Origin of the sequence: Priestia aryabhattai, from assembly GCF_023715685.1 — a bacterium.
Lineage (GTDB): Bacteria > Bacillota > Bacilli > Bacillales > Bacillaceae_H > Priestia > Priestia aryabhattai_B.
Genome location: NZ_JAMBOQ010000001.1, coordinates 1,170,393 through 1,186,292, shown reverse-complemented (window position 1 = coordinate 1,186,292; position 15,900 = coordinate 1,170,393). Strand labels below are relative to the sequence as shown.

Here is a 15,900-nt window from a genome sequence, read left to right as displayed (position 1 = left end):
AAAACTCTATATTAAAGCGTTTTCAAAAAATTAAATAAAAGAAAAGGAGTTTTTAAAAAAACATAGAATAGAAAATTAAAAGAGATTCTTGTTAATTCGACACTTCTATAATAGAGGTTGTCATATAACAAGGGAGACTATTATCCCAATTCCGACAAATAATTTTTATAAAATTGTGAAAAGTCTATTTTTGTTATATAATAGGTTTGTAAATTTTATACATAAGGGGGAGTTTGTGATGAAGGTGGAAGCGCTTCCTGTAATTGAAGGGGTATACAACTTACAGGACTATGATAAAACGTATCAAACCTTTGACTGGTCACAAGTGGAGAAGGAATTTTCATGGCATGAAACAGGGAAATTAAATGCAGCTTATGAAGCAATTGATAAGCACGCAAACTCTACGCGTAAAAATAAAGTTGCGCTTTATTATCGAGATGCGCAGCGCAATGAAAAATATACATTCAAAGAAATGAAAGAATGGTCAAACAAAGCCGCAAACGTGCTAAAACAAGCAGACGTAGAGAAGGGAGATCGCGTGTTTATCTTTATGCCTCGCTCTCCGGAACTTTATTTTGCATTGTTAGGCGCGGTGAAGCTTGGCGCTATTGTTGGGCCTTTGTTTGAAGCGTTCATGGAAGGTGCAGTAAAAGATCGTTTGCAAGACAGTGATGCAAAGGTGTTAATTACAACGCCTGAATTGCTGAGCCGCGTTCCGGTGAAAGATTTGCCAGCTTTAAAACACATTCTGCTTGTAGGGGAAAATGTAGAAGAAGAAGGCATTCAACTAGATTTTCTCAAGCGATTAGAAGCGGCGAATAAAGAGGTGGAAATTGAGTGGGTAAATAGAACAGATGGTATGCTGCTTCATTATACATCAGGTTCAACCGGCAAACCAAAAGGCGTACTTCATGTTCACAACGCAATGCTTCAGCACTATCAAACCGCAAAGTGGGTGCTCGACTTAAAAGATGACGATGTGTATTGGTGTACAGCAGATCCCGGTTGGGTAACGGGGACTTCCTACGGAATTTTTGGTCCTTGGCTTGCTGGAGCAACAAATGTGATTGTAGGAGGACGATTTAGTCCAGATGCATGGTATCAAGCACTTGAGGATTTTGGCGTAACGGTTTGGTACAGTGCACCTACAGCATTTCGTATGCTAATGGGAGCTGGTGATGACTTAGTTAAACGCTATGATTTAAGCAATCTCAGACATGTATTAAGTGTGGGAGAACCATTAAATCCTGAAGTGGTACGCTGGGGAATGAAGGTTTTCCAAAAACGTATTCATGACACGTGGTGGATGACTGAAACTGGCGGTCAGACGATTTGTAATTATCCGTCTATGAAAATTAAGCCAGGATCTATGGGGAAACCTATTCCGGGTGTACAAGCAGCAATCATTGACGACCAAGGACAGGAGCTTCCACCTTATCGAATGGGTAACTTAGCAATTAAAAAAGGCTGGCCATCTATGATGCATACGATTTGGAACAACAAAGAAAAGTATGAGTCATATTTTATGCCAGGTGATTGGTACGTATCAGGTGATTCGGCGTATATGGATGAAGACGGTTATTTTTGGTTCCAAGGCCGAATTGATGATGTTATTATGACGGCAGGAGAACGCGTGGGTCCATTTGAAGTAGAAAGTAAGCTTGTTGAACACCCTGCTGTAGCAGAAGCGGGTGTCATTGGTAAGCCTGATCCTGTGCGCGGGGAAATTATTAAAGCATTTATCGCACTTAGGGATGGGTATGAACCTTCAGATGAACTGATTGAAGATATTCGTCAATTTGTGAAAAAAGGGTTAGCTGCTCATGCAGCCCCGCGTGAAATCGAGTTTAAAGACAAGCTACCTAAAACACGAAGTGGTAAAATTATGCGTCGCGTTTTAAAAGCTTGGGAATTAGATTTGCCAACGGGCGATTTGTCAACGATGGAAGACTAAGGAGTAAACGTTTCAATCTTTGTAGGGAAAATAAGTGATTTTTATAAAGTTCAAACAGTCAGCTGTTTGAACTTTTTTTTGGACTTGAATTTTAAAATGAAATCATTCATAATTGTGGGGTGTAAACTTTTAAATAAAATAAACTGCAGTGATAGGAAGAAGTAATACTTGTCTCCCTGTTTAAGAGAGCTGATGGTTGCTGAAAATCAGTACATAGACAAATATGAAATACGTCCTTGAGCATCTTTTGTGAACTTACAGTAGCAAAAGACGGGTAGACCGTTACATCATTTAAGTGGGAAATAATTTATTTCCAAATAGGGTGGTACCGCGATATTTTCGTCCCTTCTTTTTTAAGAAGGGGCGTTTTTTATGTTGTTCAACAAATTGTAACGAGCAATTAGATAAAGGAGAGAATATAACATGGATATTTTACAAGATCTTGAGTTTCGAGGGCTCATTAACCAACAAACGGATGAAAAAGGTTTAAGTGAACTTTTGAGTAAAGAGTCTGTTCGTTTGTACTGCGGATTCGATCCGACAGCCGACAGCCTTCACATCGGCCACATGCTTCCTGTTTTAATTTTACGTCGCTTTCAACAAGCTGGACACCAACCGATTGCATTAGTTGGTGGAGGCACGGGTCTTATTGGAGATCCAAGCGGTAAAAAAGCAGAGCGTACGTTAAATGAAAAAGAAACGGTTGCCATGTTTAGTGAGCGCATTAAAGGTCAGCTTTCACGCTTCTTGGATTTCGAAGAAGGTGAAAATGCAGCAGTTATTGCGAATAACTATGATTGGATTGGCTCATTAGACGTTATTACATTCCTACGAGATATCGGTAAAAACTTTGGTATCAACTACATGATGGCGAAGGATTCTGTTCAATCTCGTATCGAATCAGGCATTTCATTTACGGAATTTAGCTATATGATTTTACAATCATATGATTTCTTGAACTTATACCAAACATATAACTGTAAGCTTCAAATAGGCGGCAGCGACCAATGGGGAAATATTACGGCTGGTTTAGAATTAATTCGTAAATCAGAAGAAGATGCAAAAGCATTTGGATTAACAGTTCCGCTTGTAACAAAAGCAGACGGCACGAAGTTCGGTAAAACAGAAGGCGGAGCAATTTGGTTAGACGCTGAAAAAACAAGTCCGTATGAATTCTACCAGTTCTGGATTAATACAGATGATCGCGATGTTATAAAATATTTAAAATACTTTACATTCTTATCGCACGAAGAAATTAATGAATTAGCAGCGTCTGCAAAAGAAGCTCCTGAAAAACGTGAAGCACAAAAAGCACTAGCGGCAGCGATGACTACGCTTGTACACAGTGAAGAAGCTCTTGAGCAAGCAATTCGTATTTCGCAAGCTTTATTTAGCGGAAGTATTTCAGAGTTAACAGCGGAAGAAATTAAGCAAGGGTTCAAGGATGTGCCTTCTTACATGCATACAGGTGAAGATATTGGTTTAATTGATTTACTTGTAGAAAGTAAAATCTCTCCTTCTAAACGTCAAGCACGTGAAGATATTTCAAACGGTGCGATTTACTTAAACGGTGAGCGTGAGCAAGATTTACAAAAAATGGTAGGTGCAGAAGACCGTATTGAAGGTCAATTCACAGTGATTCGTCGAGGCAAGAAAAAATATACGCTTATTCAATACGCATAAAAAAAGGCCGAAAGGCCTTTTTTATATATAAAGACAGTAAAAAAGCCGCTCCATAGGGAACGGCTTTTTACTATTAACGAGAGTAGAACTCTACGATTAGTGCTTCGTTGATTTCAGCAGATAATTCAGAACGCTCTGGTAAGCGAGTGAATGTACCTTCTAATTTCTCAGCGTCTACTGTTAAGTAGTCTGGTACGAAGTTGTTAACTTCAAGCGCTTCTTTCACGATTGAAAGGTTGCGAGATTTTTCGCGAACACCGATCACTTGACCAGGTTGTACACGGTAAGATGGGATGTCAACGCGTTTACCGTCAACTAAAATGTGACCGTGGTTAACTAATTGACGAGCTTGACGACGAGTGCGTGCAAGACCCATACGGTATACTAAGTTATCAAGACGAGCTTCTAAAAGAATCATGAAGTTCTCACCGTGCTTACCAGTTAATTTACCAGCAGCAACGAATAAGTTACGGAATTGACGCTCAGTTACACCATACATGTGGCGTAATTTTTGCTTTTCTTGTAATTGTAAACCGTACTCAGAAATTTTCTTACGTTGACCTGGGCCATGTGGACCTGGAGCGTAAGGGCGTTTTTCTAATTCTTTACCTGTACCACTTAGAGAAAGACCTAAGCGACGAGAGATTTTCCAACTTGGACCTGTATAACGAGCCATGATGACTCCTCCTTGTTTGTGTTTTTATTTTATGCAAAACAAAAACAGACACATTCTAGCGATATGCTCATTTTGTTTTCATGTACCATCGCTCTAGCAGCAGAGAGTTACACGATACACCATCTTGTTAAAAGAATTGCTACTTCTGTAAAACAATCTTTTAATGAGGAACAAAATGAAAAACATAAAGAAGATTGTATAAGCTGCAATATTTCACACAACGAGTATTATAGGTGTTTCCTCGTATAAAGTCAAGGAAGATTGAAGATTAAAAGAATGTAAAAGAAAGGATATATTCATTTGAAGTATAAAAGGAGAAGAAATAACGTAAGAAAACGGTGGTGATGGACTAATCAAACGTTTGTTTAACAAGCAAACCCAGCTGCAAAGCGGCTGGGTTTGCTTGTTCATATTCAAAGAAAAGAGGTGAGTTCTTTGACGAATTCTTCAAGATAGCGTTGATCTATTTCATCAAAGCGATTTTTGATTGGGCTGTCAATATCAAGAACGCCTAGCAGCTGACCGTCTTTTACAATTGGTACAACGATTTCAGATTGAGAAGCAGCATCACATGCAATGTGACCAGGAAAGGCATGAACATCTTCGATTCGCTCTGTCTTTTGATTTTGAGCTGCTGTACCGCATACGCCTTTTCCAAGTGGAATGCGAACACAAGCCGGCAGTCCCTGGAAAGGGCCGAGTACTAACTCCCCGTCTTCCATTAAATAAAAACCTACCCAGTTTACTTCATTTAAAAATTGATTTAGTAAAGCTGAAGCATTTGCTAGATTAGCAATTGTATTGCTTTCTCCTTCTAATAAGGCGCTCAATTGCTTAATTACTAATTCATAATCTTTTTGTTTTGAGCCGCTGTAGTTTTCGACATTAAACAATGTATTCTCCTCCATTCAACATAAGATTTAATGAATTTTTATCAGGAAACGTCAGTTTTAACGCTACTTTGTCGATAAAAGATTACAGGAACTAAAGAGCCCATCACGAATTATGTAGAGAGGCTACTAAAATCCTTTTTAAATACTGTAACGATTTCTACACAATTTTGCAATCATATGTGTTTTGTAAAAATAAATCGAAATGAGGTGTAGATAGATGGCTGTACAGTCAAAAACGAAAGAGAAAATTATTGATGCGGCTGTTTCTCTTTTTAACGTAAAAGGTTTTGATGGTACGTCGGTGCGCGAGATTGCAGGAAAAGCGAAAGTGAACGTAGCGAATATTTCATATTATTTTCATAGCAAAGAAGGATTACTTGAAAGTTTAGTGATTTCTTATTTTGAAGGTTATATTCAGGTGCTGGAGCAAGCATTTCAAGAAATGAAAAGGCTGTCTTCAACAGAAAGCATCATCGTGATGATCCGAGCTATCTTATATTATCAGCACGAAAATAGGCATATTGCACGGCTCGTATATAGAGAAATCTCTCTCGACACGATTTTAATTCGAGAAGTCATGACTACGTATTTAACCAAGGAAAAATATTACTTAAAAACAATCCTTGAAAGAGGGATGAAAGAAAAGGAGTTTCGAAAGCTGCACGTTTCTTTTACAATCATTGAGCTTAAGGGAATGCTGTCTATGCCTTATCTTCATCCTCAGTATCTAAGTGAAGTTCTTCATATATTGCCTCACGAACCGTATTTTGTTCAGCAATATGCGATTGAGCTGGAGCGATGGGTGCATACAACGGTATGTTTGCCATATGAACGGACAAACAAACTGCGCGTTCAATTATCCTAAATAGAGCTCTCTATAGCCTTGGCCTAAATCCTTCGCACAGTGGGCATCTGACCCATATACGAGAGGGATTTTTTTCTGTTGGGCTGCTTTTACGACAAATGGAGCTGGATACGCTTCCTTGCACAAAGGTTTAAACAACCCTGCACCATTATAATCCAAAGCCAGATCTTTCATTTTTATTTCATCGAGTATTGATAAAATAATAGGGGAAAGTGTGTCTTCATATGGAAAGCGAGTTTGGAATTTATGTACCAGTGTCATATGACCAATACGCTTAGGCTTATAAACGCCTAAATTGGCCTGTACAGAGCGTAATACCGTGTTGTAATACTTATCATATACTTTGCTTACGCTGCCAAATTTCTGTACAATATGTGCAAATACGTCAGCGCTAAAATCCAGGCAGTCATACTCTTCTTCATATTTTAAGAAGTGGACAGAAAGGATGCTGTCATCGAGATAAGGACCATATTCGTTTAAGAAATCTGTTGTTTCGTGTTCAAATCCTTCGATAAAGTCAACTTCTAACCCGATATTAATACGAATATCGCGCTCAAATTCTTTTTTAACTTGCTGTACGCTTTGAATGTAGTGATCAAGTTTGTCACGATCCATTCCGCTGTCTCGATCAGGCGTCGGATCACTGAAGCTTTTTGGTAATGGAGCATGCTCTGTAAACGAAATCTCGCCAAAGTTCAGGGAAATCGCCTGTTCAACATATTGTTGCAATGGATCAGGCGAACCGTGTGGGCAAAATGGAGTATGAATATGTTTGTCAACTTTCATAAAAAATGCCTCCTTTTTTCTTCTTTTTCCATTGTAACGACACAAAGTGACTCCATGCCAATATTTTGTATAAAAAAATTTAATTTTTTGCTCAAAAGTTGGACTTTACATGGTATCATAAAAACATTGACGCAAAAAAATTTAAAGGATTAAATTCACCCTTTTTATAAATAAGAAACTTGTCATGTAGAACGCACTGTAAGGGGGCTTAGTATGGAATTCATTATAGCACTAATCATACTTATTATCGGATTAGTTGTGTACGGAATGTTTTCACGTAAAAAGATTTATCAAGAAATTGATCGCCTGGAAACGATCAAAGTCGAATTAGCAAATACGCCAGTTGCAGAGGAAATTTCAAAAGTAAAAGAATTGAACATGACAGGTCAAACTGAAGAGCTATTTGAGCGTTGGCGTGAGCAGTGGGATGAAATTATATCAACTAATCTCCCGAAAATTGATAAAGAACTGTTTGAAACGGAAGAAGCAGCGGATAAATACCGATTTAAAAAAGCGAAGCAATTATCTATACATATTGATCAAGCCTTAGAACAAACCAAGATAGATATTGAAAACATACTTACGGAACTTCAAAATTTAATTGGTAGCGAACAAGATAATCGATATGATATTGAGGAATTAAATCAGCTTCACCGCCATGTGAAGAAAAAATTGCTCGCACATCGGTATTCCTATGGAAATGCTGAAAAAACGTTAGAATACGCAATTAATACATCTAAAGAGCAGTTTAAAAAATACGAGGAAGAGACGATTAACGGAAACTATCTTCAAGCACGCGAGATTGTTCTTCAATTAAAAACTGATTTAACAGCTATTGATTCGTATTTAGAACAAATTCCAAAAGTGTTAGTTGAGTGTCAGACCACTCTTCCTGTTCAGTTCAATGAACTGCTTGACGGGTTCCGCGAAATGAGTGAGCAGGGATATGTGTTAGATCATCTGCAAGTAGAAGAAACGGTAGAGCTTTTAAAACAAGAAACTGCTGAAATTATTGCAGATATTGAAGAATTATATGTGGAAGAAGCGATTAAAAAACTAGATGATGTTAACGAACGCTTAGAGCAGTTATATGACTCACTTGAGCATGAGGTTTTCTCCTATCATAAAATGAACCGTGAATCTCATACGGTATCTAACTTCCTTCGTATGCTTCAAGAACGAAACCGTGAACTTCGTGAAGAAACGCTATTTGTACAGCAAAGCTATCATTTTAAAGAGCGCGATTTAGACGTATATTATAAAATGGACCGCGAACTAAAACGATTAACTAACTTGTACTATAATATTTCGGACAAGGTAGCGGAGCATAATTTAGCCTACAGTGTGATCCAAGAAGAACTCGAAGACGTTTCCAAACAGCTTAACCAATTAAAAGAATCTCAGGAATCCTATAGCGATATGCTACAAGCTCTTCGCAAAGATGAGCTCTCAGCTAAGGACAAAATAGAAGAACTGAAATCTCAGTTGATTGAAGCACGACGCCTTATTCAAAAAAGCAACCTTCCTGGTGTTCCTGAAGAATATAAAGTGCAGCTTGAAAAAACGGTTCATATCTTAAATGAAGTAACCGCTAAGCTGAAAGAAAAACCGCTTAATATTCAAGCTGTTCAATCTTTACTTGAAGATGCTGTTGGTTTTGTTCAGGATACATTTGATGAAACAGAGGCAATGCTAGAAGAAGCGCGATTGGTTGAAAGAGTGATTCAATACGGTAACCGTTATAGAAGTACTCATCACGGGATTGCACAGTCTTTAGAAGAAGCGGAAGAAGCATTTCGCCATTATGAATACAAAGAAGCGTTAAAACAGGCATCTGCAGCTATTGAGCAAGTAGACCCTGGTGCGCTTGATCGTATACAGCGTATTGTATCTTCACAGAGTTAAAAAGCTCGTGTCCAAAGGACACGAGCTTTTTTATGATGCTTTTCTTTGTATACTATCTGTGTGATGGATACCTCTTGCAATGCTAATAATATAGCCTATGAAGGCGGCAGCAACTGTTGGAATGAGCCAGCCAACACCTCGGTTATAAAGCGGTAAATAGTTTTTGAAAAGATCGTCTATACTTGTTATGATTACTAAGGCAAAGCCTAATTTAAAAAAGTAGCAAGGTATGGTATGATAATACGTTGTTCCGAAAAAATGAAGAAGGGGGCGCGAATCCTTGATTTATTTAGATAATAGCGCTACAACAAAACCCTATAATGAAGTAATACAATCTTTTATGAAAGTAGCTACAACTTATTATGGCAACCCATCGTCCCTCCATCAATTTGGCGTACAAGCGGAGAATTTGTTGAGCCGTTCACGTGAGCAAGTAGCAGAATTGCTGCACGTATCGTCAAATGAAATTATCTTTACATCAGGAGGAACGGAAGGGAATAATTTGGCTATTAAAGGCGTAGCGATGCAATATAAAAGCCGAGGTCAGCATATCATTACGACAAATATTGAACATGATTCCGTTCATGAACCATTTAAGCAGTTAGAAGCACTAGGATTTAACGTTACGTATGTTCCGGTAGATTCAAGTGGATTTGTGTCACCTGCGGCTATTGAATCAGCTATGACAGATGAAACCATTTTAGTATCTGTTATGCATGTAAATAATGAGATTGGCACCATTCAGCCAATTGAAGAAATTGGACAAATACTGACGAACTATTCGAAGGTGCTTTTTCATGTCGATCATGTGCAAGGGATTGGAAAAGTTCCGCTTTCTTTAGCGGATCATAAAATTGATTTATGCACATTATCAGGACACAAAATTCATGGCTTAAAAGGGACGGGAATTTTATATAAACGAAATGGAGTTCAGCTTCATCCGTTACTTAGCGGAGGCTCTCAGGAAATGCAGCATCGATCAGGCACGGAAAATGTGCCGGGAATTGTGGCATTTGCTAAAGCACTTCGTTTAACACTTGAACATGCAGCTCAGAATCAGCAAAAAATGCAGAAAATAAAAGCAGAACTGGTGGACAAACTTTCTGCTCACGAAAGAATCACGATCAATACGCCGGCCGAGCATTCGGCACCCCATATTATAAATTTTACAGCACAAGGTATTAAAGGTGAGGTTTTTGTTCACGCTCTTGAGGAAAAAGGAGTGTTTGTATCCACTACATCTGCTTGCTCATCAAAGCGAAAAAAGCCAAGTAAAACGCTTTTAGCCATCGGTAAAAATTATGAAGAAGCAGATCAGTCCATTCGTTTGAGCTTGTCTGGCTTAAATGATTATAATGAAGTAACGCCCATTGTAAATGCTATTTTCACAGTAATTGAAGATTTAAAGAAAGTAATGAGGTAAATGATAATGATATATAACCATATTTTAATTCGGTACGGAGAAATCTCAACTAAAGGACAAAACAGAAAAAAATTTGTTGCACAGCTAAGAAAAAACATTGTAACGGCTCTTAGTGCATTCCAAAACATTCACGTAAAATACACGAGAGACCGCATGTATATTCACTTAAACGGTGAAAATCACGAGCCTATCATTGAACGTCTTCAGCAAATCTTTGGTATTCAAAGCTTTAGTTTAGCATTAAAAGTTGAAAATGAACTTGAAGCGATTCAAGAAGCAGCGTTAGAAGCGATGAAAGAATTTGATATAGAAGGCAAAACATTTAAAGTATCTACTCGGAGAGCGTACAAACAATTTCCTCTTGATACAAACGAATTGAATTATGCAGTAGGAAGTCATGTTCTTCGAAATACGGAGCATCTACAAGTAAACGTAAAAGAACCAAGCGTAAATGTACGAGTAGAAGTGAGAAGTGAAGCAACGTATATTACATGTTTTGATTATCGCGGAGCAGGAGGTCTTCCAGTCGGTACGAGTGGAAAAGCGATGCTGATGCTTTCTGGAGGAATCGACAGTCCGGTTGCAGGATACTTAGCAATGAAGCGCGGTTTGGAAATAGAAGCAGTTCATTTTTATAGCCCGCCTTTTACGAGTGAACGTTCTAAGCAAAAAGTAATTGATTTGACGCAAAAATTAACGGCTTATCACGAAAAAGTAAAGCTTCACATTGTACCGTTTACAGCTGTACAGCAAGCGATTCAAAAACAAATTCCAGAGAATTATACAATGACCTCTACACGCCGTATGATGCTTCGAATTACGGACCTCATTCGTGAAAAAAATGAATCGTTAGCTATCGTAACTGGGGACAGCTTAGGGCAAGTAGCTAGCCAAACGGTTGAGAGCATGTATGCGATTAATGAAGTGACCAATACGCCTATTTTGCGTCCGCTTGTGACAATGGATAAAACGGAGATTGTTGAAATTGCTCGTAAAATTGATACACATGAAATTTCGAATCGTCCGTATGAAGACTGCTGTACAATTTTTACGCCAAGCTCACCAAAAACTAAGCCAAAGCGTGAAAAAATCAATCGATACGAACAATTTTATGATTTTGAAACATTAATTCAAGAAGCGGTAAATAATGTAGAAACGCTTGAGATGACAGCTTCTTCGGCTACAAATACGGCAGACAATGTAGAAGATTTGTTTTAAAAGTAAAGTTTCATAAAATTACCAAAAAGATAATGTATGAAGCCATGTGTTTTGACACAATCTATATTCAACAAGGAGGTGAAAACACATGGCAAACACAAACAAATTAGTAGCTCCTGGTTCAGCAGCTGCTATCGACCAAATGAAATACGAAATCGCTTCTGAATTCGGTGTAAACCTTGGACCAGAAGCAACAGCTCGCGCTAACGGATCTGTTGGTGGAGAAATCACTAAACGCTTAGTTCAAATGGCTGAGCAACAACTTGGTGGTAAATAAGTCATATTAATTAAATAATGATGGCTAAAAAGAGTGGGGGAAACCTCACTCTTTTGTCTTGTTTGTTTTGTCACGTATAATAGAGAGAAGATCAAGCTTTATAAAGTAAAGGAGATGTTGGCGATGGGGACTTTATTTTACGGCGGCAAAATATATACGATGCTAAAAGAAGATGAGCATGTAGAAAGCGTATATGTTGAAAAAGGATTCATTCAAGATATAGGTACAGAAGGAGACCTAAGAAACAAATGGGGTTCTGTGATTGAAAAAGAAGTACAGCTCAAAGGATATACAATGTATCCGGGCTTTGTGGATAGCCATCTTCACTTAATTGGTCACGGCGAAAAGCTCCTTAGGCTTGATTTGTCTCAAGCTACTTCTCGGGAAGACGTGTTGATGCGCGTTCGGCAAAAAGTAGAGAGTACACCAAAAGGAGAATGGGTAATTGGAGAAGGCTGGGATGAAAATCAGTGGGAAGATTCCTCTTTGATTCAGTATCAAGATCTTGATCATCTTTCAACTGAACATCCTATTATGTTAAAACGAGTCTGTCGTCACGGATTAGTAGTAAACGGGACTGCTCTTAAAATAGCCGGGATTAAAGCTGAAACACGCGATCCGGAAGGAGGTATTATTCAAAGGGATGAAGCGGGAAAACCTACCGGTTTTTTGGCTGATCAAGCGCAAGAATTAGTAACGGCTCACATTCCTCAAGTATCAGAAGGATACATTCGACAAGCGCTTTCAGTAGCCATTAAAGATTGTGTTCAGCATGGATTAACGGGTGGACATACGGAAGATTTAAATTATTATGGAGGCTTTTTGCGTACATATCAAGCATTTCAAGACGTTATTCATAAAGAAAAGCAGCTGTTTCGTGCTCATTTACTTGTTCATCATGAAGCTGTAGATGATATGTATACATACTTTGAAGAAAAGAAAGACACATCGGCTTTTATTGAAATAGGACCAATGAAGATTTTTGCTGATGGTTCGCTCGGCAGTCAATCTGCGCTTTTAAGCTTTCCTTACAAAAGCGACCCTTCTACAAGAGGTGTAGCAATTCAATCACTAGATGAATTAAAACAGCTAGTAAGGAAAGCGAGAGAATTGAGCATGACCGTTGCAGTTCATGCGATTGGTGATTTAGCGTTTCAATATGTAGTAGAAAGCATTGAACAATATCCTCCTCAAACAGGGCAAAGAGATCGTATTATTCATGCGCAAATTCTACGAAAAGATTTAGTTGATCGTGTAAAAAAACTTCCTGTTGTGTTGGATATTCAGCCTCGGTTTTTAGCCAGTGATTTTCCATGGGTCATTGAAAAAATTGGAGAAGAGCATTTGGACTATTGCTATGCGTGGAAAACGTTATTGGACGAGGGCGTCATGTGTGCAGGGGGATCAGATGCTCCTATTGAACCTATCAATCCAATGTTAACAATTCATGCAGCGGTTTCTAGAAAAACTTCTCCGAACAGCTCGGTCGTTTACATACCGTCTGAGCGACTAACTGTATTTGAAGCTGTTCAGCTGTTTACGTTAGGAAGCGCGCAGGCCATTCATCAAGAGCATAAAAAAGGGTATGTTCAAAAGGGCTATGTAGCTGATTTCACCGTATTAGAAAGAGATCTGTTTGAAATACCTGCAGATGATATCCCAGGGGTACAGGTGCAGATGACTGCTATTGATGGAGAAATTGTCTATCAAAAATAAAAAGCGCCCAAGGGCGCTTTTTATTATAAAAATGTACGCTTAACTCGTTGCCAGAAAGAGTTATCTTTCAGCTTAACCGTTTTAATTTGACGGTCGCTTAAACGAATTTGAACTTGATCAACTTGACGTGCATTTAATGCTTCATTATCTATTCCAATAATTGGATTATGGTTGTTGTCATTGGATAGTTTTAAAGTGAGCGTATGCTCAGCGCTTAGAATGAATGAAGATCCTAATGTACGATAGTTATTATTATTTAACGATGCCAATTCGCTGACTTGCATACAAGGAATTAACGGATCAACTACGGCTCCATTTACCGATTTATTATAAGCAGTACTGCCTGTTGGTGTTGAAATAATCATCCCATCCCCACGGAATGTTTCAAAGTGATTTTTGTTAATAAAAACATCTAGACTGAATGTTTTTATAACACCTGATCGAATAGAACATTCATTTAAGCAATAAAAAGAAGTTCCTTGATCAATTTGAGTTTGTAAAACGGGAAATCGACGTACTTCTATATTTTCTGTCGTAATAGCTTCGATCATTTTATCCGTTTCATCAATATGAAAATCGCAGTAAAAGCTTAGTTGATCTGAAGTTGTGACACCAGCATATAAGCAGTCATCTCGAAAGCCAGATTGACGGACAGCCTGCAAGAAAGCTCCGTCACCGCCAATACTTACAATGATGTTAGCGCTGGCGAAATGGTCTACTACTTGAAAGTCATATTGTTTTGCAAGTTCAATAAGTGGACTTACAAGCGCCTTTGTTTCCTGGTTTTTTGGATGAAAGAAATAAACGTTGCGACGATTTGGCATAGATAGTTCCCCCTTGTTTGTCTGATATGTAAAATATTAGCGATAAAGTAAACTTTTTAAAAAAAGTTTGTTACAATAATTATAGCATTATTGCTTTAAGAATTAAAAGAATAATCTTTTAATTCTGACACCTAAAAAGGAGGATTTTCATGAACAAAAAAAGGTGGATTGCTCTTTTAATTGCGGCCTGCTTATTCATTTTTTCTGCGATTGTTAATATTGGTTTTTCAGTCAAAGAAGAAAAAGATGACGGTTTGGCAGGCATCTTTGGAGGAGATGACAGTGAACTATCAGAAACAGTTATCGAAAAAGGGAATGCAGCTAAGAAAATTGCAGTGCTAGAGGTCAATGGAACGATTCAAGATACAGGAAGCAGTTCCTCTCCGCTTATGTCCCAAAATGGTTATAACCACCAAGCATTTTTAAAGCAGTTAGAGGCTGCAAAAAATGATAAGGCAGTCAAAGGAGTCATTATTAAGGTGAATTCACCGGGCGGCGGCGTCGTTGAAAGTGCTGAAATACATAAAAAAATTGAAGAGCTGAAGAAAGAAACGAAAAAGCCAGTGTATATTTCAATGGGATCAATGGCTGCTTCAGGAGGCTACTACATTTCAACAGCTGCTAATAAAATCTATGCAATCCCGGACACTTTAACAGGTTCATTAGGCGTAATTATGCAAAGCGTCAATTACGGCAAGCTGGCTGATAAACTAGGAGTAGAATCTGTTGTTATTAAAAGCGGAGCTCATAAAGATATTATGTCTCCAACAAGAGAAATGACCGGAGAAGAAAAAGAAATTATGCAAACACTTGTAGACAACTCATATGATGGTTTTGTCAATGTTATCTCTGAAGGACGTCACTTGTCTAAAGAAAAAGTGCGTTCTATTGCAGATGGACGAGTGTACGATGGACGTCAGGCTAAAGAACTGAAGCTGGTCGATCAATTAGGCTATTTTGAAGATGCAGTAAAAGGAATGGAGAAAGATTATAAGTTAAAAGGTGCACAAGTAATTCAATACAATCAAGGATTCGGACTGCCTTCTTGGCTTTCAATGAGCATGCAAAAAGTAATAGGTGGAGATGAACAAGTCACCGCAATGTTAAAAACATTTGCGCAGCCAAGCTCTCCGCGCCTGATGTATTTATATGCAGAATAGAGGTGGGAACATGGAAAATCAGTCTCATTCAACCGAATCAAACGACACTATAAAACATGAGTCAGTGGTAAGTGCTCCAACAGGTCGTGAATTCCACTATGCAGGCTTTTGGATGCGCTTTTGGGCATATCTTTTGGATCTAGCTGTGGTAGCTAGCTTGAACTCCTTGCTGATCAAGCCTATTTTCCATTTAGCAGATATTCCTCAAGGAGATGGATTTTTTTCTCCCTATACGATTGTAACGGTTATTATCTTTTATGGTTATTTTGTTTTAATGACCAAGTATTTTGGACAAACGCTTGGAAAGATGGTGTTTGGGCTTAAAGTAGTATCATTGAAAGACTCCACTTTAACTTGGCCTGTTGTGCTGTTTCGTGAAGGAGTTGGACGTTATATTTCTAAAACAGTTTTTTTACTTGGCTATTTATTAGTTGCGTTTTTACCTAAGAAGCAAGGAGCACATGATTACTACGCAGATACAACTGTGATACATGAAGGTACAATAAGCAGATAATAAAAA

At 38.2% G+C, this 15,900-nt stretch carries 15 protein-coding genes and 1 other annotated feature; of the genes, 10 read left to right on the top strand and 5 right to left on the bottom strand.

Going from position 1 to position 15,900, the window contains the following annotated elements; genetic code table 11:
• The first annotated feature begins 238 nt into the window (after positions 1-238).
• Both acsA and tyrS read left to right on the top strand, forming a co-directional pair.
• A complete protein-coding gene (gene acsA / locus M3225_RS06110; protein WP_251391870.1) occupies positions 239-1,954 on the top strand; it encodes an acetate--CoA ligase in 1,716 nt (571 codons plus the stop codon).
• A 139-nt stretch (positions 1,955-2,093) separates the two neighbouring features.
• Positions 2,094-2,304: a binding site (T-box leader), on the top strand.
• Between the two features lie 73 nt (positions 2,305-2,377).
• The gene (gene tyrS / locus M3225_RS06105; RefSeq protein WP_251391705.1) at positions 2,378-3,637 is read left to right on the top strand and encodes a tyrosine--tRNA ligase; all 1,260 of its coding nucleotides are present in this window, start codon (positions 2,378-2,380) and stop codon (positions 3,635-3,637) included.
• Positions 3,638-3,710: 73 nt separating this feature from the next.
• On the opposite strand, the gene rpsD is transcribed toward tyrS, so the two are convergent.
• Together rpsD and M3225_RS06095 are read right to left on the bottom strand one after the other, a co-directional pair.
• Positions 3,711-4,313 carry a 30S ribosomal protein S4 gene (gene rpsD, locus M3225_RS06100; protein ID WP_075419729.1) on the bottom strand — a complete coding sequence of 201 codons (603 nt, stop codon included), beginning with the start codon at positions 4,311-4,313 and terminating at the stop codon, positions 3,711-3,713.
• Between the two features lie 413 nt (positions 4,314-4,726).
• Positions 4,727-5,206 carry a GAF domain-containing protein gene (locus tag M3225_RS06095; RefSeq protein ID WP_251391703.1) on the bottom strand — a complete coding sequence of 160 codons (480 nt, stop codon included), beginning with the start codon at positions 5,204-5,206 and terminating at the stop codon, positions 4,727-4,729.
• A 217-nt stretch (positions 5,207-5,423) separates the two neighbouring features.
• Here M3225_RS06095 and refZ point away from each other — a divergent pair, with 217 nt between their 5' ends.
• On the top strand, positions 5,424-6,071 hold the full coding sequence (gene refZ / locus M3225_RS06090) for a forespore capture DNA-binding protein RefZ (protein ID WP_251391702.1): 648 nt from the start codon (positions 5,424-5,426) through the stop codon (positions 6,069-6,071).
• On the opposite strand, the gene hisJ is transcribed toward refZ, so the two are convergent.
• Positions 6,063-6,857: a histidinol-phosphatase HisJ gene (gene hisJ / locus M3225_RS06085; RefSeq protein WP_251391700.1), complete on the bottom strand. Its 795-nt coding sequence runs from the start codon at positions 6,855-6,857 to the stop codon at positions 6,063-6,065. The genes refZ and hisJ overlap by 9 nt on opposite strands.
• A 213-nt stretch (positions 6,858-7,070) precedes the next feature.
• Here hisJ and ezrA point away from each other — a divergent pair, with 213 nt between their 5' ends.
• Positions 7,071-8,762: a septation ring formation regulator EzrA gene (ezrA, locus tag M3225_RS06080; protein WP_251391698.1), complete on the top strand. Its 1,692-nt coding sequence runs from the start codon at positions 7,071-7,073 to the stop codon at positions 8,760-8,762.
• Between the two features lie 30 nt (positions 8,763-8,792).
• Here the strand turns inward: ezrA and M3225_RS06075 are convergent, their stop codons facing one another.
• A complete protein-coding gene (locus tag M3225_RS06075; protein ID WP_308215727.1) occupies positions 8,793-8,951 on the bottom strand; it encodes a hypothetical protein in 159 nt (52 codons plus the stop codon).
• A gap of 91 nt (positions 8,952-9,042) precedes the next feature.
• Between M3225_RS06075 and M3225_RS06070 the strand changes: the two genes are divergently transcribed.
• From M3225_RS06070 to M3225_RS06055, 4 genes are all read left to right on the top strand, one after another.
• Positions 9,043-10,185 (top strand): cysteine desulfurase family protein, encoded by a 1,143-nt coding sequence (locus M3225_RS06070; protein WP_251391697.1) that lies wholly within the window; start codon positions 9,043-9,045, stop codon positions 10,183-10,185.
• 6 nt (positions 10,186-10,191) lie between these two features.
• Entirely contained in the window at positions 10,192-11,403 is a 1,212-nt protein-coding gene (thiI, locus tag M3225_RS06065; RefSeq protein ID WP_251391695.1) for a tRNA uracil 4-sulfurtransferase ThiI, read from the top strand.
• An 88-nt stretch (positions 11,404-11,491) separates the two neighbouring features.
• A complete protein-coding gene (locus tag M3225_RS06060; RefSeq protein WP_013059477.1) occupies positions 11,492-11,680 on the top strand; it encodes an alpha/beta-type small acid-soluble spore protein in 189 nt (62 codons plus the stop codon).
• Between the two features lie 123 nt (positions 11,681-11,803).
• Positions 11,804-13,396: an amidohydrolase gene (locus M3225_RS06055; RefSeq protein ID WP_251391692.1), complete on the top strand. Its 1,593-nt coding sequence runs from the start codon at positions 11,804-11,806 to the stop codon at positions 13,394-13,396.
• Between the two features lie 23 nt (positions 13,397-13,419).
• On the opposite strand, the gene M3225_RS06050 is transcribed toward M3225_RS06055, so the two are convergent.
• Positions 13,420-14,220 carry an NAD kinase gene (locus tag M3225_RS06050; protein ID WP_251391691.1) on the bottom strand — a complete coding sequence of 267 codons (801 nt, stop codon included), beginning with the start codon at positions 14,218-14,220 and terminating at the stop codon, positions 13,420-13,422.
• Positions 14,221-14,369: 149 nt separating this feature from the next.
• On the opposite strand from M3225_RS06050, the gene sppA reads away from it, so the two are divergent.
• Positions 14,370-15,380, top strand: a complete 1,011-nt coding sequence (gene sppA, locus M3225_RS06045; RefSeq protein ID WP_251391689.1) for a signal peptide peptidase SppA — start codon at positions 14,370-14,372, stop codon at positions 15,378-15,380.
• 10 nt (positions 15,381-15,390) lie between these two features.
• Entirely contained in the window at positions 15,391-15,894 is a 504-nt protein-coding gene (locus M3225_RS06040) for an RDD family protein (protein WP_251391688.1), read from the top strand.
• Positions 15,895-15,900 lie beyond the last annotated feature (6 nt).

Excerpts from the sequence above, each read along its gene's own strand:
- acsA (WP_251391870.1), top strand. The coding sequence starts at position 239 with ATGAAGGTGGAAGCGCTTCCTGTAATTGAAGGGGTATACAACTTACAG.
- tyrS (WP_251391705.1), top strand. The coding sequence starts at position 2,378 with ATGGATATTTTACAAGATCTTGAGTTTCGAGGGCTCATTAACCAACAA.
- rpsD (WP_075419729.1), bottom strand. The coding sequence starts at position 4,313 with ATGGCTCGTTATACAGGTCCAAGTTGGAAAATCTCTCGTCGCTTAGGT.
- refZ (WP_251391702.1), top strand. The coding sequence starts at position 5,424 with ATGGCTGTACAGTCAAAAACGAAAGAGAAAATTATTGATGCGGCTGTT.
- hisJ (WP_251391700.1), bottom strand. The coding sequence starts at position 6,857 with ATGAAAGTTGACAAACATATTCATACTCCATTTTGCCCACACGGTTCG.
- ezrA (WP_251391698.1), top strand. The coding sequence starts at position 7,071 with ATGGAATTCATTATAGCACTAATCATACTTATTATCGGATTAGTTGTG.
- thiI (WP_251391695.1), top strand. The coding sequence starts at position 10,192 with ATGATATATAACCATATTTTAATTCGGTACGGAGAAATCTCAACTAAA.
- M3225_RS06060 (WP_013059477.1), top strand. The coding sequence starts at position 11,492 with ATGGCAAACACAAACAAATTAGTAGCTCCTGGTTCAGCAGCTGCTATC.
- M3225_RS06055 (WP_251391692.1), top strand. The coding sequence starts at position 11,804 with ATGGGGACTTTATTTTACGGCGGCAAAATATATACGATGCTAAAAGAA.
- M3225_RS06050 (WP_251391691.1), bottom strand. The coding sequence starts at position 14,220 with ATGCCAAATCGTCGCAACGTTTATTTCTTTCATCCAAAAAACCAGGAA.
- sppA (WP_251391689.1), top strand. The coding sequence starts at position 14,370 with ATGAACAAAAAAAGGTGGATTGCTCTTTTAATTGCGGCCTGCTTATTC.
- M3225_RS06040 (WP_251391688.1), top strand. The coding sequence starts at position 15,391 with ATGGAAAATCAGTCTCATTCAACCGAATCAAACGACACTATAAAACAT.